This is a genomic window from Paenibacillus gorillae (genome assembly GCF_000513275.1).
Taxonomy (GTDB): Bacteria; Bacillota; Bacilli; order Paenibacillales; family Paenibacillaceae; genus Pristimantibacillus; species Pristimantibacillus gorillae.
Window position 1 is genome coordinate 1 of the sequence record NZ_CBVJ010000145.1, and the last position, 19,935, is coordinate 19,935.

Here is a 19,935-nt window from a genome sequence, read left to right on the forward strand (position 1 = left end):
CCCTCAGACTTTCTAACGATCTGTATCTCCATCACTCATAGCAAATAAGCGCTCCAACCTCTCGATAGGAAAGCAGTGAAGGAACAAGGATTCTATATCCCAACTGCTCCTCCATCTATCGTACCTCCTAAGCTCTCTAGTAGAGCCCTATAAAGTAACCAAGTGTACTAGCTCTGACTCCGACAACTAACCTTACTCGCACATGTAGGCAGAAAAGTGTTACACATGACTCCCTAAACCCGAACAAGCCCGATCAAAATGCAAAAGTACATGTTGATGAAGCAAAAAACGCCTTAAACAGCCTTCAAAATGTAAAAGTGCAGGTGAAAAGGGGTAAAATCGCCGAAATGACCTCAAGAAGCCGAATCAAACTGCACTTTTGCATGTTGATGGCCATTTTGGCCGAATTTGAGCCAAACAAACTGTACTTTTACATTTTGTTCGCTCGATGAGCGTGAAAACGCTAGAGTAAGTCAGGGAACTCTGGAAAAGGAGCTAGTGTGTAAGGCAGGAGCGGAGCGAAACGAGTCCAGGATGACTTTTCGATGCTTTCATAGATGATGGAGCCGGGTTAGCGGCGGGGGATGGAAGCAAGAACGGTAGCATGGGCCGTTTCGCGCAGCGGAGGCTGGTTTACGCGCAGCGGAGGCTTGTTTTAGCGTATTTGGCAATTGAAGCCTGTCCCACCCTCGCTTCAGCAAGGCAGAGCAGGCTCACATAATTGAGTCTACCGATGATAATAGGAGGCTTCGAACTTTTGCAGGCGAAGTACGCCGTCCTTCTCTTGGCGGCGAAAGACGAATGAAAGCAGCATACGCGGGACAAGAAGCCAGAAATGCCAGAAGATGATGCTGATCATAAGCGATTCATGCAGCCAAGGATACATAATACAGGCGACGCACAGGCCGATCCAGAACAGATGGCGGTGAACGCGGCGGAAGAGCTTCAGACGAATATCATTGGCTGGCTTGAAGCCAAACCAGGGAGGGGTAATGCCCCACTTCCATTTACGGTCGACAGCTTCGTCCACTCGGATGAATGTGAGCAGCAAGATGGCAAGGTGAATGACTTGTACAACAGCGAAACCGAATAGCCAGCTAAACACGCCTTGCATTCCATATACGAGCAATTCAAATCCAAAAAGGATAGCAGCGGTCAGGATATGACTGGATACGAGCTCAGGCTGTATAAGCTTTCTTTTAACAAGTCTATATTGGTACACGGTAGCGGATGATTGATCGGATAACGATTGGCGCACCGGTTAACGTTCCCCCTTAACAAAACAGTATCTAATAGTATATCGGCTTAATCGCAATATCTGTCCATAGCATCACGATAAAAAATCAGCTGCTGTAGCAATCACCAAATGGGCGGATGCCGCATACGATATAGAAATATTTGAAAATGGACTATGAAAGAAGTATAAACCGCTAGAATATATGCCATAATAGTAGCTATATAGATATACAGGAAGGTGGAATAGCGTGATGACAGAAGATCGCCGACTGCACTGTATTATATGCGGCCAACATAAGGCCGAGGGTGAAGGGATTTGCATCGTAACCGAATTTATATGCGATAGCTGCGAGGTCGAGATGGTCCGTACCGACGTACAGGACGCTAAATATCCTTTTTTTATTCATCAGATGAAACAAATCTTTATCGAAAAAAATGCATGAGCGGACTCTGTTGCCAGAAGCCGCTCTTTTTTTGCCCCAAACTTGAGATACAATAGAAGAAAGACGCAAATAGAGAGGAAAAACTACTGCTATGGACCGATTATATGCACCGCTATTTGATTCGCTGAGGAAGCTTGCTGATCAACGGCCTGCAAGCTTCCACGTACCGGGGCATCGGTATGGCTCAATTTTCGGCGAAGGCTCCAGCAGCAGCATCGAACCGGAAAAAGCCGCGTTTCAAGCTATCATGCAGCTGGATGTCACGGAACTTTCCGTTACGGATGATCTGCATCACCCAGAGGCTGCTATTGCGGAAGCCCAGCAGCTGGCTGCAGCTTGCTTTGGAGCGGAGGAAACTTGCTTTCTCGTAGGCGGCAGCACCTCAGGGAATTTAGCCTTGCTGCTCGGCGTGTGCGATCCCGGCGACATTATCATCGTTCAGCGGAACGTTCATAAATCCGTGATTAACGGGTTAAAGCTGGCAGGCGCGCGCGCGGTATTCATCATGCCCCAGATTGACGAGCGGACAAGCATTGCGACGCTGCCATCGTTGGCTTCCATTAGCCAAGCACTTGCTCAATATCCGGAGGCAAAAGCCGTCTTTCTTACCAATCCCAATTACTACGGTATGAGCGTGAGGCTGAGGCCGTACTCAGATTTAATACATGAACAGGGTAAAATACTGCTCGTAGACGAGGCGCATGGCGCCCACTACGGCTTTCATCCGCTTTTGCCAGAATCGGCTATCCAGTCAGGAGCCGATGCAGTGGTGCAGTCTACGCATAAGACACTGACTGCACTCACGATGGGCGCAATGCTCCATATGCAAGGAGAGAGGCTTCCGAGAGCTGCAATACGGCAGGCTCTGGCCACTATACAGAGCTCTAGTCCTTCTTTTCCAATCATGGCTTCACTCGATATTTCCCGAGCAATGATTGAACGCCACCGTGAGAAATGGTTTGAACCAGGCATTCAGGCTGCTGCGGCTTTCAGGAATTGGTTAGCGGAGCGAAATCCAAATTGGCTGACAACTCTTTATCCCGATGAGCAATCATCAGCTTACAACCAGCTTGATCCGCTTCGTATTCTGATTACGGATATAACGGGCAATCATTCCGGATTTGAGCTGCAGCGGCTGCTTGAGGAGCAAGGCTGTTGGGCGGAGATGGCCGACCCCCGGTATGTTGTACTAGTGTTCGGTATTCAGACCTCTATACAGGATGTAGAGCGTTTAATGAATGCCTGCATAATGATTGAGGCACGTATCGCTAGCCATGCAGCGGCATCGCAAGTAATATCCGAACCCCAACAGAAGCTATTAAATGGGGAACCCTATTCATCATCACAGGCTGCAACTGAGAAGGAAGCAGAATTTCAATCTGCAGTTCTATTAGAAGAAATTCAAACAGGAAATCTAGCAGAAGTCCAAGCTGTGGCGGAGCCGATTTCTTTTTCCAGAAAAGCTGCTGACTCTATTTCCCGGGTAAGGCTAGCGGAGGCGGCAGGCCGCTGTGCTGCTGAGATGGTAGTACCGTATCCTCCAGGAATTCCTGTTCTCTATGCGGGAGAGAGAATAACGGAGGCGTCCATTCGCCAGATTAATCACCTTGCTAAGCACGGGGCGAAGTTTCAAGGCGCCTCAGACCCGTCTATGCAGACGATAGAAGTCCAGGAATGATGGGAAATGTTAAGGGATATGAGGCAATTCTCATTGACATGGGTATAGGCTTTGCTAGAATGGTAGTAAGGCAAAACGTATTGCCTTTTATATAGAAGGTTTATTACGAATCAGGAGCATAAGACGTTGAACAAGGGAATTTTCATTACAATAGAAGGCGGAGAAGGTTCCGGCAAAACTACACTGATCGAGCGCATCTCGCATACGATGCAGCAGCGGGGGAAAACCGCCGTGATTACACGTGAGCCGGGCGGCATACCAATCGCCGAACAGATCCGCGCGGTCATTCTCAACCGCAGTCACACAGAGATGGATGCCCGGACGGAAGCGCTTCTGTATGCAGCGGCACGCCGGCAGCATCTCGTCGAGAAAGTCATTCCAGCGCTTGAAGCCGGCAAGATCGTTATCTGTGATCGATTCGTCGACAGCAGCTTAGCTTATCAAGGTCATGCCCGCGGGTTAGGAATGGAGGAAGTATGGTCGATTAATCAATTTGCGATTAATGGCCTTATGCCTCACCTGACGATCTACATGGACATAGATCCTGTAGTCGGGCTCAACCGGATCAGCCAAGCCGCGGAACGGGAAGTGAACCGTCTCGATCTGGAGTCGCTTGCTTTCCACGAAAAGGTACGCGAAGGCTATCGCCTGTTGCTGGCGGAATATCCGGATCGGATCGTTAAGCTTCAGGCCGAGAACACCCGGGAGGTTGTCTATAAGGAAGCTATGGCGGTTATCGACACCAGATTTGCCTCCTTTTTCGTCGCTGACGGGGTATAAGAAGAAGCAAAAAGAACGATAAAACCATCTAAAACAGGAGGTATGAGGATGAAATTAGTCATTGCGATCGTGCAGGATAAAGACAGCAATCGGTTGTCCAATGCGTTGGTGAAGGATGGATTCAGAGCGACCAAGCTTGCCAGTACAGGCGGTTTTCTAAGAGCAGGCAATACGACATTCATGATCGGGATTGAGGATGAGCGTGTTCATGAGGTGCTTCAAGTCATTAGCTCCAATTGCAAAGTAAGAGATCAACTGGTTACGCCTGTCTCGCCGATCGGTGGCTCAACGGATTCCTATATTCCATTCCCTGTTGAAGTGCAAGTAGGCGGCGCAGCCGTATTCGTCGTACCGGTGGAACGGTTCGAACATTTCTGAAATGGGCGTGAGCAGCGATGAAGATTGATTCAGGTTATCGTCCGCTGGGGCAAAGCCGTACGAACGCTGATACTGCGACGAAGCCAGTGCAGATGAAAAGCTTTGCTGACGCCATGGTACAGCAGGATGCGCAGCGTACGCAGGAACAGCTGCAGCAGAAGCTGCAGGATATTCATAATCAGGGCGAGAGGCTCGCTAGGACGATGACTGTCCGCGAGCTTAAGCTCTATCGCCAGATGGTGAAGCGTTTCCTCGAGGATACGGTTCGCCGGGGCATTGGTCTGAAGGAGCTTCGCGGTTTCGACCGCAGAGGCCGGACGAAACGGTACAAGCTGCTGGACGAGATTGATGAGGCGCTTGTCTCGATGGCTGAAGAGCTGCTGGACAGCGAACAGGGACGTATTGAGCTGCTTGGGCGGATTGGCGAAATCCGCGGTATGCTCATTAATCTATTGTTTTAAAAGAAGGAAGGGTAGCGAAGTGCAATGAGCATGGAACAAGTAGCCGGACAATGGAAAGCGAAGCGAATATTAAAGCATGCTCTTCAAAGCGGCAAAGTATCGCATGCTTATTTATTTAACGGACCTGCCGGAACGGGAAGGATGGCGCTGGCCCGGGCATTTGCAAAAGCGTTGTTTTGCACCTCAGGCGGTGATGACGCTTGCGATCAGTGTCTGGAATGCCGCAAGTTCGAGAACGGCAACCAGCCGGATCTGCTGCGAATTGAGCCGGACGGACAATCAATTAAGATCGAGCAAATTCGTGATCTGCAGCGCGAGCTTGCCTACCGGGGCAGCGGCACAAAACGCAAAATATATATGATCGAGCGAGCGGAAAAAATGACGGTTCAAGCTGCAAACAGCTTGCTTAAATTTTTGGAAGAGCCGCTATCTCCAGTAGTAGCGATTTTAATAACCGATAATGGACAAGCCGTCCTCCCAACGATCCGGTCGCGTGCGCAGTGGGTACCTTTTCTGCCATTCTCGCCAAATGAGATGCTGCAGGCTTTGATAGACGAAGGAATATCCCCGACATTAGCCCGCGCGGCGGTGCAGCTCAGCTCCGGATTGGATGGGGCTAGAGAAATCATCCAGCAGAATCAGTTTGCAGAAATCAGAAACGTAGTGATACAATTAGGGAAGGAGAGTCTGACCCGATTCACCGCGGCAATGATTTCCATTCAGCAGCAGTTTATTAAGACGGATTTGGCGAACAATCCACAGCTGTTGCTATCACTATTCGTTTTATGGTTCAAAGACATGATTCAATTTCAAGCTGGAAGACAAGAAAGCATCGTTTATATAGATCAGTTGGAGTGGATAAGCAAGCATGCGTTCAGCCGTCCGATCGAGGGATGGGTGGCCTGTATTGAGCATACGCTTGAAGCGGGTAAGCGCATACGTTCTAATGTAGCGCCTCAACTTGCATTGGAGCAATTATTGGTAAACCTACAGGAGGGCTAAATCCTTGTATAATGTCGTCGGCGTCCGCTTTAAGAAAGCGGGCAAGATTTACTACTTTGATCCGGCCTTGCATCCGGTGGACAAGGACCAGCATGTCATTGTCGAGACGGCGAGGGGTATCGAGTACGGTAAAGTTGTGGTAGGACAAAAAGAAGTCGGTGAATCAGATGTCGTCCTCCCGTTAAAGAAAGTGATTCGTATCGCAAGCGATGTGGACGCCAAGGTTGTGGAAGAGAATCGCTCCGCAGCTAAGAATGCGTTTGCTACCTGCTTGGACAAGATAAAGGATCATCAGCTGAAAATGAAGCTAGTTGATGTCGAGTTCACCTTCGACCGCAACAAAATCATTTTTTATTTTACAGCTGAAGGCCGAGTTGACTTCCGCGAGCTGGTAAAGGATTTGGCCAGCGTGTTTCGCACCCGGATCGAGCTTCGGCAGATCGGTGTACGTGACGAGGCGAAGATGCTTGGCGGAATTGGACCATGCGGACGAGTGTTATGCTGCTCGTCATGGCTGGGAGACTTTGAGCCTGTATCTATTAAAATGGCCAAAGACCAGAATTTATCGCTCAATCCGACGAAAATTTCCGGATTATGCGGCCGTCTTATGTGCTGCTTGAAGTACGAGCATGACAATTACGAAAGCATTCGCGAAGAGCTTCCCGCTGTCGGGAAGATTGTAGTAACATCTTTCGGTGAAGGCAAGGTTACTGGCATCAATGCTTCCACGAAATCGGTATATGTCCAGCTATTTGATGTATCTGGCAAAGCGAAGGAACTTTCGATGGACGATGTCGTAGTGAAATAAGAAAGGCAATGCAGCCAATAACGGCGACCGCCGTTGATGCTTAACTATGTTTGATGCTCTGGGGTGGAAACTTGGAGAAAAAAGAGATCTTCGAACAAATGGATGAGCTGGACACTCGGATGGGACAATTCCATACCGAATTAGGCGCACTGAAGCAGCGGGTCAAACAGCTGCTGGAGGAGAATAAGCGACTAAGCTTAGAAAATAGCCAGCTGCGTAAAATTTTAAAACGCGAGACAGTCCCCGTGCAGGCAGCTTCCGCAGCGAGAACGGAGACTGCGGAAGCCAAGCCGAAACGGCAAACCGAAGCTGCTTCACATGAAGTCAGCACGGCAGATCATTCGGACGGGCTCGACCCATTCGAGTCCTCGCAGCAAGCTGTCGGAGAAGGCCATGACAATCTGGCCAGACTCTATCATGAAGGTTTCCATATATGCAATGTGTACTATGGACATCTTCGGACAGAGGGCGATTGCTTGTTCTGTTTATCTTTCTTGAATAAATAACCGAACATTTACCGTCCTTGCAAGAAGAGGACGGTATCTTTATGTCAGAGGAGCTATATGGACGTGGAAGAGCAGATGGAGATCAAACTTGAAGCGAATGAGCGAATTGATGATTTAATGACGGAGACGGGTTTGAAAATTATACAGAGCCGGGAAGTATTCAGCTTCTCGCTGGATGCTGTTCTTCTCTCCAAATTTGCAACGGTTCCGAAGCGCGGACGGATCATCGATCTTTGTTCAGGCAACGGAGTCATTCCGATGCTGCTGACGACGCGGACGAAAGCCAGTATAGACGCCGTGGAAATTCAGCCGAGATTGGCTGATATGGCCCGCAGAAGCGTCGCTATGAATAAGCTGGATGAGCAAATAAAGATTATCGAAGCCGATCTTCGCCAATATATGAAGGAAGCGGGCAATGGCGTCTACGATGCGGTTACCGTTAATCCTCCCTATATGGCGGTTAAGGCCGGCGATTCCAATGAAAATGAGCATTATTCGATTGCCAGGCACGAGGTGCATTGCACACTGGAGGACGTCGTTCATGCTAGCGCCAGACTTGTTCGGTCAGGCGGAAAAGTAGCAATGGTACATCGCCCATCCCGGTTTATCGATATTATGGAGACGATGCGCAAATACCGGCTTGAACCGAAACGGGTGCAGTTTATTCATCCCAATGCCAAAGGCGAGGCGAATATGGTATTAATAGAAGCTATTCGCGATGGAAGGCCGGAGCTTCGAGTGCTGCCTCCCGTTATGGTCTATGAATAAGAAAGCAAAGGAGGGACGAAAATGATAAGCATACAAAAAAGCTTTTCAGATCAGGGACAAGAAATAAAAGGGACGTTATATTTGGTAGCGACACCGATCGGCAATTTAGAGGATATGACATTTCGTGCGATTCGTACGTTGAAGGAAGTATCATTAATTGCGGCAGAGGATACGCGCCAGACACGTAAGCTGCTGACTCACTTTGAAATTGCGACGCGGATTGTCAGCTATCACGAGCATAATAAGCAAGCGAGCGGTCCAGAGCTGATGCGGCTTCTGGAAGAAGGTCAATCGATTGCTCTCGTAAGCGATGCAGGTTTGCCCGCTGTCTCTGACCCCGGTGCAGATCTTGTAGCAGACGCAGTCGCATCAGGTATTAAGGTAGTGCCGATACCGGGAGCGAATGCTGCTCTGTCGGCGCTTATTATTTCAGGTCTGTCGACGGAGAAATTCGTCTTTACCGGATTTCCGCCGCGGGACAAAAAGTCGCTGACGAAGTGGCTAAGCGCGTTGAAATCGCAAAACGGCACGTTGATGACGTATGAATCGCCGCATCGGCTGCGTAAGACGCTGGAAGCGATGCTGGAGCAACTAGGTGATCGACGGATTGCGATGATTCGGGAGTTAACGAAGCGGCATGAAGAAGCAGCAAGAGGTACTTTATCGGAATGCATCGCCTGGATACAGGAGCATCCGCCACTCGGAGAGTACTGTCTCATTATAGAAGGGGCAGACGCTGCAGCCGAAGCGGGAAGGTCATCTGGAACAGAGGAAGAAGCCGAGATATGGTGGAAATCTCTTGAGCTAGAGGATCATGTCGCCCATTACGAGGCGGAGCATGGCCGCAAGGAAGCGATTAAGCTGGCAGCCGTTGATCGCGGTTTGCCGAAGCGGGATGTCTATAACGCAGTGAATCGTTAATCGATCGCTGCGGTATAGGCTTTTTTGGGTAAAAAAAAGACCTTCCTGGCCGGGTTCTAGCACAGGAAGGCATAAAGGAGTATAAAAAGGTTAGAATTAACAAGTGAAGTATTTCTATTATAACCTATATTTCTTATTTTGTCACAGGAGTCGGCATTTCCGATAGACAAATATGGCAAACAATTTTACCTTTGAAGTAAGATACGTTCTCTGCGTTACCACAGAAGATGCATGCCGGCTCGTATTTCTTCAACATGATGCGTTCGCCATCTACATAAATCTCGAGGGCATCTTTCTCACCGATTCCCAGTGTGCGGCGCAATTCAATTGGAATAACAACGCGCCCCAATTCGTCAACCTTACGAACAATACCTGTAGATTTCATCATAGCTTTTGTTTCCCCTCTCAAAAAGTGATTTGATTTCGTCACTATTCGACATATTTTTTCTATTTGTGTCTACTATAATACCAACGATTACCAGAATAGTCAACCATCATTATTAGAATGATTACAAGAAGTCAATAGATTTGACTATATAGTAAGGTCATATTAATCTTACTATAGAATACAACAGCTTCGACATTTTGGAAACTAAATTACGACACTATTCGACATTTTAGCATGGCATTGTGTCGAAAATATGAACAAAAGGGAGTTGAATTGGCGAAATGAATCCGTATATAACCGAAGAGAAAGTGTTCAAGGATCCCGTCCATAAATACATTTATGTGCAGGATCAGACGATCTGGGATTTGATCAACACGAAAGAGTTTCAACGGCTAAGACGCATTCGTCAATTGGGAACTTCTTACTTAACTTTCCATGGCGCCGAACATAGCAGATTCTCCCATTCGTTAGGCGTGTATGAGATAACGAGAAAAATTATTTCCCAGTTCGAACGCAATGACTATCCTGGTTGGCCAAGAGAGGAGAAGCTGCTAGCTTTATGTGCGGCATTGCTTCATGATCTAGGGCACGGTCCCTTTTCTCATTCGCTCGAAGAGGTATTCGATACGCATCATGAGGAATGGACCTGCAGTATTTTATTGGAGGATACGGAAATTAATCGTGTTCTGAAGCAGGTATGTGATGATTTTCCAGACAAGGTAGCCGCGGTCATTCAGAAGACCTACCCGAATCCGATTGTCATCAGTCTTATCTCCAGTCAGATGGATGCTGATCGTATGGACTATTTACTGCGGGATGCTTATTTCACCGGCGTTCATTATGGAAATTTCGACCTAGAACGGATACTGCGTGTGCTTCGCCCCGTTCAGGGCAAAATCGTCGTGAAAGAGAGCGGCATGCATGCCGTTGAGCATTATCTAATGTCACGCTATCAGATGTATTGGCAGATTTACTTCCATCCCGTGACAAGAAGCTCGGAAATTATTTTGCGGCAAATTTTCCGCCGGGCGAAGGAGCTTTTTGAACAAAATTATCGTTTCGAGTGGATGCCTGAACCGATCAAGCAGCTGCTGGATGGAACCATTACGGTTAAGTCCTACTTAAAGCTGGATGAAGCGTATGTGCAAGCTGCATTTCTCCACTGGGAGGATGAGGGGGATGCGCTGCTTGCAGAGCTGTGCAACCGCTTCTTAAATCGCCGTCTTTACAAGTACATTACGATGACCAATCCTGACGATACTTTATTAGAAGAAATAAGTTTGCAGTTCGCTTCAATCGGCTTAAATCCAGAGTATCATATGGAGATCGATTTCCCGTTTGACCAGCCTTATGACGTATACCGTCCGGACTCGAAAAAAGGTGGAAAAGAGGAGAAAACACCGATTTTGCTGCTCGACGAGCAAGATCGTTTAACCGAAATCTCCGCTAAATCCGACATTGTACGATCGATCACCGGACTGCATCAAGGGGAGTATCATTTGTATTATCCGGAGGAGCTGCTTATTGAGGCCGGAACCAAGCTTAGCCTTGCTGTAAGAGAGTTGTTCAAGCTCTAAGACATGCACCTGGAAAATGCGCCCATACGCCCATAACTGGGACAGCCATTCCGATTACATATATATAGAAGGAGAAGGTTAGAAAATGATTTCTTTATTCGACACACATACGCATATGGACAGCTCCAAATTCGACAGCGACCGCGTTGAAGCGATCAACCGTGCAAGGGAGGCTGGCGTAGATTTGATGCTCAATATCGGCTTCAACCGGGAGACGATCCCGACGACGCTGGCGCTCGCTGAGCAGTATGATTTCGTCTACGCAGCCGTTGGCTGGCATCCGGTAGACAGCATCGATATGCAGCCGGGAGATCTGGAATGGATTGAAGAGCTATGCTCGCATCCGAAAGTGGTGGCAATTGGAGAAATCGGGCTGGACTATCACTGGGATACATCGCCCAAAGACGTGCAGCAACGGGTTTTCAGGGAGCAGATTCAACTCGCCCGCAAGGTGGGCAAGCCCATTGTCATCCATAATCGTGATGCGCATGAGGATATTGTTAAGCTGCTTAAGGAAGAAAATGCGGCAGAGGTTGGAGGAGTCATGCACTGCTTCTCCGGGAGCTGGGAAACGGCTCGAAAAATGCCTCGATATGAACTTCTATATTTCATTCGGCGGACCCGTCACTTTCAAAAATGCAAGGGTGCCAAAAGAGGTTTTGGAAAGGGTTCCATTAGACCGGCTTTTGATCGAAACAGATTCCCCTTATTTGTCTCCACATCCATTTAGAGGGAAGAGAAATGAGACTGCATTTGTGACCTATGTAGCGGAGGCTGCAGCAGAAATAACAGGAAAAACAGTGGATGAAATTGCAAAAATTACGATGGAAAACGGTAAAAAATGTTTTGGTATTGTATAAAAAAGGCCAAAAAACAAAGATTGAGAGACCTTTCAGGCGATAAAACTGATTTTTATTGCGAAAATCGGCTCTCTTTTCCGTCATAATCCAGAAATTTAGCTAAAATCGTCTTTTATCGCTTCTTTACAACAGGTGGCCCGTGAAGGTATGATTCATTTCAGAGCTTTAAGTTTTTGTATTGGATTTCCAGTTGACGCTTAATTTCCGGAACCGGAAAGCGGGGGAACCAGGCATCGAATCTGCAGCCATCGACGGCTTGGCAGTGACGAGCTTTTGATGTTTCTCAATGGGGTGAATTTGGCGGCGATTGCCATGAGCATTCGACCGTCGATAGGGCAGCTCTCTTGCCCGAATCCGACAGCTAACCTCGTAAGCGTAAATAGAGAGCGATCAATCTCGTGCATTCACCATTCCTGAAGTCTACCGACAATCCGGGAAGCCACGAAACAGATCCTCTGTCGACGGCTTCTTTTTATTTTCTGAATAACTCGGAAAAGGTCGACATAGGGTAAGTCTCAGGGGGTGGGAGGCTGCGAGAACATAGGAAATGCACTGGAGCGTGCTTGCACGCCAATATACTTAATAGTCGCGTCTATTATGATCATGCGTCACACAAGGGCGGCGGGGCTATGAAGGAGGACCGATGAAGTGGGCATTATCCAAGCTAAGGAGACCCATGGGAAACGATCATCCAGCATGTCTTTCGCATTGCGATGGAAGCATGAAAACTTGCGTTTGATTCTTTTGAGTGCCATTATCTCAATCGCTATGACTTTCATGTTTTTGGTGTTGTTGTACGGAACGGCTGACAAAAGCGTATCCGTAGTGGTGAATGGACAAGAAACCGTTGTGAAAACAAAACAATGGGTCCTGCAACGCCTACTGGATGAACAAGCTATTACGATTGGCCCGCATGACAAGGTATCCGTACCTCTCAATGCGTCAATCAAAGACGGTGACCGAATCGAGATTAAGCTCGCGGTACCGGTCGTTGTAGTAGCGGACGGCAAGACATCAACGGTGTACACGACGGAGAAGACAGTCGAAGCAGCGATTGGAGAATTAAATATTGCTGTGCGCGATCAGGATCGGGTAACACCTTCTAGAGGCACGCTGGTTGCAGATGCGATGACGGTCACCGTTACTCGCGTTGATACGAAAGTGTCTGAATCGGAGAGAGTTACGCCATTCTCGATCGTGAAAAAGCAAGACCCGAACCTCGAAGAGGGTAAAGAGAAGCTGGTGCAGACCGGCAAAGAGGGTCTTGTCGTCGAACATGTACAAAGGCAATACGAGAATGGAGTTCTCGTATCTCAGAAGATCGTAAACAAGGTTGTTGAAGCGAAAGCGGTCAACCAGGTTGTTGCGATCGGAACGAAAAAACCAGAGCCTAAAGTGAAGACGTTATCCAATAACGGCGGAGCTACTCTGGCGACGTTCACGAAACGCGGTGTTTCGTTCAAAGCCAAGAAGATATTGAATAATGTAACGCTGACGGCTTATACCGCAGACATGGAGTCTACGGGCAAAGACGAGAGCCATCCGCAATTTGGCATTACCGCCTCCGGGACGAAGGTTCAGGAAGGCCGCACGATCGCGGTCGATCCGAAAGTCATTCCGATCGGCTGGTGGGTCTATATCGAAGGAATCGGCTTCCGCCGGGCTGAAGATACGGGCAGTGCCATTAAGGGCAGTAAGATCGACGTTTATTTCGACAGCTCCAAGCTGGCGAATAAGTTTGGGCGCAAGAAGGGCTACACGGTATACGTTCTTGGACCAAATAAACCGACATCAAGCTAGCGTGCAAGGAATATAAGTCGATTTGTATTGGAAAAACTTATAAAGCCTTATATGATAAGAAGGGGCATTGCCTCTTCTTTTTTGTATTTTCACGTATATAAGTCTAGACGGCGGCTGCCGCTGCAATGTTGCGGTTCGCTGGCATAAAATATGCCCGGTCATGAAGAAAAGATCAGGCGTCGCAAGAAAGGGATGTAAATCATTGATTAAGGAAATTATCGTGGTGGAAGGCAAGGACGATACAGTAGCCGTGAAGCGTGCGGTAGAAGCCGATACGATCGAGACGAATGGCTCGGCAATCGGCGAGGAGGTGCTCCGCCGCATTGAGCTGGCACAGGAGCGTCGAGGCGTTATTATATTTACCGATCCCGATCATGCGGGGGAACGCATCCGCAAAATCGTGGCGAAGCGGGTGCCTGGCTGCAAGCATGCGTTTCTGCCGCAGGAGAAGGCGTTGTACAAGGGCGACATTGGCATCGAGAACGCGAGCCCGGATGCAATCCGGCAGGCGCTGTCCGAGCTGCGGACCGAGAATCCGGAGGGCGAGGGTGCAGGCGAGATCACCTGGGATGATCTGATGGATGCAGGCTTGATCGTACATTCCGATGCGGCCAACCGCAGGCTGAAGATGGGTAAGCTGCTTGGCATCGGCTACGCGAACGGCAAGACGTTTTTCAAGCGTTGTACAAGCTTCCGGATTTCCCGTACGGAATTCGTGGAAGCTCTGCGTAAAATGCAACAGGGACAGGAGTGAGCGGTGTGAGCGGACAAGAGACGAACGGCTCGGCTATGAAGGCGTTAGAAGTGGCAACGCCCAAGCGAACGAAAGAAATTATTGCGAAATACGGGTTCTCCTTCAAGAAAAGCTTGGGACAGAACTTTCTGATCGACCAGAATATATTGCATAAGATTGTGGCAGCGGCAGGCCTGGATAAGACGAAGGGTGCGCTGGAGATCGGTCCGGGCATCGGCGCACTGACGCAGCACCTGGCTGCTGAAGCGGCTAAAGTGACTGCTGTGGAGATCGATCCCCGGCTTATTCCGATTTTGCGCGACGTGCTTGCCCAAGATTCCCATGTAGAGGTCGTTCATGGCGACGTGCTGAAGCTGGACTTGAAGCAGCTGTTCGAGGAGAAGTTTGCGGACGTGTCCAAAGTGAGCGTCGTGGCCAACTTGCCTTATTACGTCACAACCCCGATTCTGATGAAGCTGCTGGAGGAGAAGCTCCCGCTAGAGAACATCGTCGTCATGATCCAGAAGGAAGTGGCAGAACGGATGGCGGCGAAGCCGGGCGGCAAGGAGTATGGTAGCTTGAGCGTGGCGGTACAGTTCTATTGCGAGCCGCAGATCGTGTGCCTCGTTCCGCATACGGTGTTCATTCCGCAGCCGAACGTTGATTCCGCTGTTATTAAGCTTGCCCTTCGGGACAAGCCGCCTGTAGATGTGCCAGATGAGGCTCATTTCTTCCGTATTGTGCAGGCTAGCTTTGCGCAGCGGCGCAAGACGCTAGCCAACAACCTGACGGCGCTTGTCGGCAAAGAACGGCGCGAGGAATTGACGCAGCTGCTGCTCAGCTGCGAAATCGATCCTGTGCGGCGCGGAGAGACGCTATCGCTGGAGGAGTTCGCCCGCATAAGCCGGGCTTTTCTAGAGGCAGGCTGGAAGGGCTAGCACAGGCCCATAAACAAAGACGTTCGCACACTCCGCACGTTACATCCATACGATAGACGAAGAGGTGATTTACCCATGAAGCAAGGGGACCTGGTCGTCCGCAAATCGTATGGCGGTGACGTGCTGTTCCGAGTTGAAGATGTTCGATCCGAGCGAGCCCTATTGAAAGGCACGGACTATCGATTGCTTGCGGATGCGCCGATTCCCGATTTGTCGGTTGTACGCGACCCCGAATCGACGAGAGCGACCCAGCAAGTGCGTATTAAAGTTAACGACTCCTTAAAGCGCATGCGGCAGCAAAGAGCACAGCAGCAGTCGGTGCAGACCGGCGACGAAATTAGACTGGCGGCTGCACAGCAGGCGCAGCCATATTTCGAAATGCCAGGTAAAGTACTCCATCTCGATGGCGATGGGAATTACTTACGAAAAAGCATGCAGCTGTACGAGGCGATGAAGGTGCCCGCACATGGCGTGCATGCTCATGAGTCGCAGATGGCGGACCTGCTGTACCGTCTGCTGCCCCAGGTGAAGCCTGATATTGTCGTTATTACTGGCCATGATGGCGTGCTGAAAAGCCATGCCAATGGTGACCTATACAGTCTGGGCAGCTATAAGAACTCGCAGAGCTTCGTCAATGCTGTTCACGTTGCCAGAGAATATGAGAAGAACCGCGACGGCTTAGTCGTCATAGCGGGAGCCTGCCAGTCTCATTTCGAGGCGCTTCTTCAGGCTGGCTCTAATTTTGCAAGCTCGCCTGGACGCATTCTGATCCATGCGCTGGACCCGGTCTATATTGCAATCAAATCCAGCTATACGTCCATTCGGGAGACCATTAATTTATCCGATGTCGTGCATGGCACCATAAGCGGTATTGATGGTGTAGGCGGAATTGAGACGATAGGCCGATGCCGGGTAGGTCTGCCTAAGCCGAAAGCGGCTGTGACAGCCTCCTTGCTGAAGACAACTTCCTAGTCATTTCCATCCGGAACAGGCTCTGCATCTGGGATGTTGCGGAGCTATGCCCTATTTATTTGTCCATTATTCCTCATATTAGAAAAATAAGAAAAAATACCGTTGACAAACAAATAAAATGGCTGATATAATATTTTGCTTTGTTTGACAACCTCCCTCTTTTTGGTTATAATGGACAAGGAAAGAGGTGGTAGTGGACAATGGTAAAAAATGCGCTGTTGGAAATTAAACGAAATTTGGAAGCCCATGTCGGCTCCAAAATCCGTCTTCGAGCAAACGGTGGCCGTCGTAAGACCATCGAACGAACCGGTACGTTGGAAGAAATCTACCCTTCTGTTTTCATTGTAAAACTGGATCAGGAGTCTCACGCCTTTAAGCGTGTCTCTTACAGTTATGCGGATATACTGACGGAGTCGGTGGAAGTGACCGTATGCAATGATGAAGGTCAAGTCCGTATCACCCATATGCAGCAATAGAGCAGAGCTATAGATGCCGAAAGGCCGTTTGTTTGGACGCGGATGGATTCCCATTCGCGTCCTTTTTTTCTTGAAGTCTGCAAGGCATGAACGAGGAATGACTGGCGCATACTAAAGCGCAGCAACCCCATTCCTAAGGAGGGCGACAGAAACAATGAGCCGCAGAAGATCCGTCATGTCAGAGCAGTTGAAATATGAGCTTGCCAAAGACCTTGGTTTCGCGAATAAAGTGGATCAAGAGGGCTGGGGCGGGATTACGACGAAGGAAGCGGGCAATATGGTCAAGCGCGCCATACAGCTTGCCGAGCAAGCTGCCGCGAATAAAGCGGGCCGTCCGTAAGGGCGAGGAAAGCTGTAATTCACAAGCTAAGGACACGGTGCAGGAAAGCAGCCGCAGTCTCTTAGCTTTTCTTGTGTCCGTTTGTTATAATGTTGCTTAAGCTAACGATACGAACGGGAGAGCTTATGATGAAAATATATGAGAAAGCGCCGGCTAAAATCAATCTGCTGCTCGATGTGCTGAGAAAGCGCGAGGACGGCTTCCACGAAGTCGAGATGATTATGACCATGGTCGATCTGGCAGATCGCCTGGAGATGGAGGAGCTGCCGCGGGATACGATTATTATTTCGAGTCAGGCCGGATACATACCGCTGGACGAGAAAAATTTAGCCTTCCAGGCCGCTAAGCTCATTAAAGACCGCTATGATGTACGTAAAGGCGTATATATTCATTTGGATAAAAAAATACCGGTAGCCGCAGGCCTTGCAGGCGGCAGCAGCGACGCCGCCGCCGCGCTGCGGGGATTGAACCGGCTATGGGGGCTTCAGATATCGGAGGACGAGCTGTGCAAGCTTGGCGCGGAGCTGGGCTCTGACGTGCCGTTCTGTGTAACGGGAGGCACTGCTCTAGCCACTGGCCGCGGAGAGAAGCTGGAACCGATTGCGGCGCCGCCTCAGTGCTGGGTTGTGTTGGCCAAGCCTCCAATCAATGTATCGACGGCTGACGTGTACGGCAAGTTCAGAGCGAATGAGCTGAAGACACATCCGTCAGCTGCGGATATGATATCGGCGATCGAGCGGGGTTCGTTCAACGACGTATGCGAAGGTCTAGGCAACGTGCTGGAGAACGTGACGCTGGAGCTGCATCCCGAAGTGCTGCAATTGAAGGAAAGCATGCAGCGGCTGGGAGCCGATGGCGTGCTGATGTCAGGCAGCGGGCCGACTGTATTTGGCCTGGTGTCGAAGGAAGCCAAGCTTGCCCGGATCTATAATGGGCTTAGAGGATTTTGCAAAGAGGTATACGTGGTAAGAATGCTTACATGACGATGACGTTCATCTTGATTAAATCCGTATAAAAATGTTATATTGTCTATATATTATTCGGGTTTAGGTGGGAGGGAGATGGCTTTGAAAAAATTAAAGCGCAGTGCGCGACTAGTAGAAATGACGCAATACTTGCTTAGTCGTCCTCACACGTTAATATCGTTGACAGCTTTTGCTGATCGTTATCAGTCTGCGAAATCATCTATTAGTGAAGATTTAGCTATCATAAAAGAAGTGTTCGAGGAAGAGGGCTTTGGCGAATTGAACACGCTGGCGGGCGCAGCGGGTGGCGTTAGATATACGCCTAAGATGCACACTGACACCGCCCTTTCGATTATGAACAATATTTGCCGCCAATTGGAGCAGCCAGAACGGGTGCTGCCAGGCGGTTATTTGTATATGACGGATATGCTGGGTCAGCCGGATCTTCTTGCTGATGTGGGGCGGATGTTCGCGACTTCTTTTGCAAGCCGCAATATTGATGTGGTCATGACGGTAGAGACCAAAGGGATTCCGCTCGCGTATGCGGTAGCTTCCTGCTTGAATCTGCCTGTCGTTATCGTACGCAGGGACAACAAGGTGACGGAAGGCTCTGCGGTTAGCATCAACTATGTATCTGGCTCCAACAAGCGGATTCAGACGATGTCGCTGGCCAGACGCGCATTGAAGGAGCAGTCGAGGGTGCTTATTATCGACGACTTCATGAAGGCTGGCGGAACGATTCAAGGCATGATGGATTTGCTCTATGAATTCAAAGCTACCGTAGCGGGAGTTGGCGTGTTCGTCGAGTCCGGTGAAGTGGAGCTGGAAGAACGTCTATTAGAGGATTATGTATCGCTAGCCAAATTGACGGCAGTCGATATGAAGACGAAGCAAGCGACAGTAGTGCTGGGCAATTATTTCAAATAAACGGGCGCTGATGCTATTGTTCAAGCTAACTATGAAAGGCTGGGAATTGAAGTGACACAGAAACCTATTCCGCAAGTCGTATCCACCGATAAAGCGCCTGCAGCGATTGGACCTTATTCGCAAGCGATCAAGCTGGGCGGATTGCTGTTCACATCGGGACAAATCCCGCTGGATGCATCCGGTCAATTAGTGGCAGGCGGAATTGAAGAACAAACGCATCAGGTTTTCCAAAATTTAAAAGAAGTTTTGGCTGAAGCGGGAGCGACATTTCAAGACGTTGTGAAAGCGACCGTTTTTCTGAAAGATATGAATCAATTTGCAACGATTAATGGCATCTATGCTTCCTATTTCGGAGATCATAAACCGGCTCGCTCAGCTGTAGAGGTGGCAAGGCTTCCGAAGGATGTTCTTGTCGAAATAGAGGTCATTGCATCGACAATTGTCGAATAGAAACGAAAAAGATTCAAACTAAAAAAAATATTTTAAATAGTGCATTATTTTGCCAAATTTTTAGAAGGAATTTGCACAAAAACGTGGAAGTATACACCAAGTCTCAGATAGGCAAAGGTGGTGAACACAAGTGCAAATTACTGATGTAAGACTCCGCCGTGTAAATTCGGAAGGACGCATGAAAGCTATTGCTTCCATTACCATTGATAATGAATTCGTCGTTCACGATATTCGTGTCATTGACGGTAACAATGGTATGTTTGTTGCAATGCCTAGCAAGCGGACTCCTGATGGAGAATTCCGGGATATCGCGCATCCGATTTCTTCGACTACCCGCGAGAAAATCCAAGCTGCAGTGCTCGCAGAATACGAGCGTGCTGCTACGGAAGAAGTAGCAATCGAAGAAGGCGCGTAACCTATTTCAAATCGATTTATGAATAATGCCCGGGCATGCGGTTTAGGCCGATTGTTGCTTGGGGGGTCACAGGAGGGAGAGCCGGAAGGCTCTCTTTCTTTTTTGTCTGTAAT

23 protein-coding genes, 1 pseudogene and 1 riboswitch are annotated in these 19,935 nt (G+C 49.0%); of the genes and pseudogenes, 22 read left to right on the forward strand and 2 right to left on the reverse strand.

The window, feature by feature from the left end:
* Positions 1–727 precede the first annotated feature (727 nt).
* Positions 728–1,258, reverse strand: a complete 531-nt coding sequence (locus TY10_RS27475; RefSeq protein ID WP_042171162.1) for a hypothetical protein — start codon at positions 1,256–1,258, stop codon at positions 728–730.
* Positions 1,259–1,487: 229 nt separating this feature from the next.
* Between TY10_RS27475 and TY10_RS27480 the strand changes: the two genes are divergently transcribed.
* The 10 genes from TY10_RS27480 to rsmI all read left to right on the forward strand — a co-directional run bounded on the left by TY10_RS27480 (position 1,488) and on the right by rsmI (position 8,981).
* Positions 1,488–1,679 carry a sigma factor G inhibitor Gin gene (locus TY10_RS27480; RefSeq protein WP_042171165.1) on the forward strand — a complete coding sequence of 64 codons (192 nt, stop codon included), beginning with the start codon at positions 1,488–1,490 and terminating at the stop codon, positions 1,677–1,679.
* Between the two features lie 91 nt (positions 1,680–1,770).
* Entirely contained in the window at positions 1,771–3,357 is a 1,587-nt protein-coding gene (locus tag TY10_RS27485) for an aminotransferase class I/II-fold pyridoxal phosphate-dependent enzyme (RefSeq protein ID WP_042171167.1), read from the forward strand.
* A 126-nt stretch (positions 3,358–3,483) separates the two neighbouring features.
* Positions 3,484–4,137 carry a dTMP kinase gene (gene tmk / locus TY10_RS27490; protein WP_042171171.1) on the forward strand — a complete coding sequence of 218 codons (654 nt, stop codon included), beginning with the start codon at positions 3,484–3,486 and terminating at the stop codon, positions 4,135–4,137.
* A gap of 48 nt (positions 4,138–4,185) precedes the next feature.
* Entirely contained in the window at positions 4,186–4,515 is a 330-nt protein-coding gene (locus TY10_RS27495; RefSeq protein WP_012772016.1) for a cyclic-di-AMP receptor, read from the forward strand.
* Between the two features lie 17 nt (positions 4,516–4,532).
* Positions 4,533–4,976 carry a YaaR family protein gene (locus tag TY10_RS27500; RefSeq protein WP_042171176.1) on the forward strand — a complete coding sequence of 148 codons (444 nt, stop codon included), beginning with the start codon at positions 4,533–4,535 and terminating at the stop codon, positions 4,974–4,976.
* A gap of 24 nt (positions 4,977–5,000) precedes the next feature.
* Positions 5,001–5,978, forward strand: a complete 978-nt coding sequence (holB, locus tag TY10_RS27505; protein ID WP_042171179.1) for a DNA polymerase III subunit delta' — start codon at positions 5,001–5,003, stop codon at positions 5,976–5,978.
* Between the two features lie 4 nt (positions 5,979–5,982).
* Positions 5,983–6,786: a PSP1 domain-containing protein gene (locus TY10_RS27510; protein ID WP_042171181.1), complete on the forward strand. Its 804-nt coding sequence runs from the start codon at positions 5,983–5,985 to the stop codon at positions 6,784–6,786.
* A gap of 71 nt (positions 6,787–6,857) precedes the next feature.
* Complete coding sequence (locus TY10_RS27515; protein ID WP_042171183.1) at positions 6,858–7,292, forward strand: initiation-control protein YabA; 435 nt, start codon at positions 6,858–6,860, stop codon at positions 7,290–7,292.
* Positions 7,293–7,349: 57 nt separating this feature from the next.
* Positions 7,350–8,060 carry a tRNA1(Val) (adenine(37)-N6)-methyltransferase gene (locus TY10_RS27520; protein ID WP_155986071.1) on the forward strand — a complete coding sequence of 237 codons (711 nt, stop codon included), beginning with the start codon at positions 7,350–7,352 and terminating at the stop codon, positions 8,058–8,060.
* 21 nt (positions 8,061–8,081) lie between these two features.
* Positions 8,082–8,981, forward strand: coding sequence for a 16S rRNA (cytidine(1402)-2'-O)-methyltransferase (rsmI, locus tag TY10_RS27525; RefSeq protein WP_042171186.1), 900 nt, complete (start codon positions 8,082–8,084; stop codon positions 8,979–8,981).
* A gap of 133 nt (positions 8,982–9,114) precedes the next feature.
* On the opposite strand, the gene TY10_RS27530 is transcribed toward rsmI, so the two are convergent.
* Positions 9,115–9,369, reverse strand: a complete 255-nt coding sequence (locus TY10_RS27530) for an AbrB/MazE/SpoVT family DNA-binding domain-containing protein (protein WP_028609554.1) — start codon at positions 9,367–9,369, stop codon at positions 9,115–9,117.
* Between the two features lie 281 nt (positions 9,370–9,650).
* On the opposite strand from TY10_RS27530, the gene TY10_RS27535 reads away from it, so the two are divergent.
* The 12 genes and pseudogenes from TY10_RS27535 (at position 9,651) to spoVG (ending at position 19,822) form a co-directional block, all read left to right on the forward strand.
* Positions 9,651–10,946, forward strand: a complete 1,296-nt coding sequence (locus TY10_RS27535; RefSeq protein ID WP_042171191.1) for an HD domain-containing protein — start codon at positions 9,651–9,653, stop codon at positions 10,944–10,946.
* Positions 10,947–11,031: 85 nt separating this feature from the next.
* Positions 11,032–11,806: pseudogene (locus TY10_RS27540) on the forward strand (TatD family hydrolase).
* Positions 11,807–11,990: 184 nt separating this feature from the next.
* Positions 11,991–12,198: riboswitch (cyclic di-AMP (ydaO/yuaA leader) on the forward strand.
* A gap of 256 nt (positions 12,199–12,454) precedes the next feature.
* Positions 12,455–13,606 carry a 3D domain-containing protein gene (locus tag TY10_RS27545; RefSeq protein WP_042171194.1) on the forward strand — a complete coding sequence of 384 codons (1,152 nt, stop codon included), beginning with the start codon at positions 12,455–12,457 and terminating at the stop codon, positions 13,604–13,606.
* Between the two features lie 202 nt (positions 13,607–13,808).
* Positions 13,809–14,360: a ribonuclease M5 gene (gene rnmV, locus TY10_RS27550; protein ID WP_042171196.1), complete on the forward strand. Its 552-nt coding sequence runs from the start codon at positions 13,809–13,811 to the stop codon at positions 14,358–14,360.
* A gap of 35 nt (positions 14,361–14,395) precedes the next feature.
* Positions 14,396–15,277 carry a 16S rRNA (adenine(1518)-N(6)/adenine(1519)-N(6))-dimethyltransferase RsmA gene (rsmA, locus tag TY10_RS27555; RefSeq protein ID WP_042171299.1) on the forward strand — a complete coding sequence of 294 codons (882 nt, stop codon included), beginning with the start codon at positions 14,396–14,398 and terminating at the stop codon, positions 15,275–15,277.
* Between the two features lie 75 nt (positions 15,278–15,352).
* Positions 15,353–16,249: a sporulation peptidase YabG gene (yabG, locus tag TY10_RS27560; RefSeq protein ID WP_042171199.1), complete on the forward strand. Its 897-nt coding sequence runs from the start codon at positions 15,353–15,355 to the stop codon at positions 16,247–16,249.
* A gap of 200 nt (positions 16,250–16,449) precedes the next feature.
* A complete protein-coding gene (gene veg, locus TY10_RS27565; RefSeq protein ID WP_042171201.1) occupies positions 16,450–16,725 on the forward strand; it encodes a biofilm formation stimulator Veg in 276 nt (91 codons plus the stop codon).
* Between the two features lie 154 nt (positions 16,726–16,879).
* The gene (locus TY10_RS27570; protein WP_042171204.1) at positions 16,880–17,065 is read left to right on the forward strand and encodes a small, acid-soluble spore protein, alpha/beta type; all 186 of its coding nucleotides are present in this window, start codon (positions 16,880–16,882) and stop codon (positions 17,063–17,065) included.
* Positions 17,066–17,193: 128 nt separating this feature from the next.
* Positions 17,194–18,048: a 4-(cytidine 5'-diphospho)-2-C-methyl-D-erythritol kinase gene (ispE, locus tag TY10_RS27575; protein WP_042171207.1), complete on the forward strand. Its 855-nt coding sequence runs from the start codon at positions 17,194–17,196 to the stop codon at positions 18,046–18,048.
* 84 nt (positions 18,049–18,132) lie between these two features.
* Positions 18,133–18,957, forward strand: coding sequence for a pur operon repressor (purR, locus tag TY10_RS27580; RefSeq protein WP_042171301.1), 825 nt, complete (start codon positions 18,133–18,135; stop codon positions 18,955–18,957).
* 51 nt (positions 18,958–19,008) lie between these two features.
* Positions 19,009–19,407 (forward strand): RidA family protein, encoded by a 399-nt coding sequence (locus TY10_RS27585; protein ID WP_042171210.1) that lies wholly within the window; start codon positions 19,009–19,011, stop codon positions 19,405–19,407.
* 130 nt (positions 19,408–19,537) lie between these two features.
* Positions 19,538–19,822, forward strand: coding sequence for a septation regulator SpoVG (gene spoVG / locus TY10_RS27590; RefSeq protein ID WP_042171213.1), 285 nt, complete (start codon positions 19,538–19,540; stop codon positions 19,820–19,822).
* The last annotated feature ends 113 nt before the right edge of the window (positions 19,823–19,935 follow it).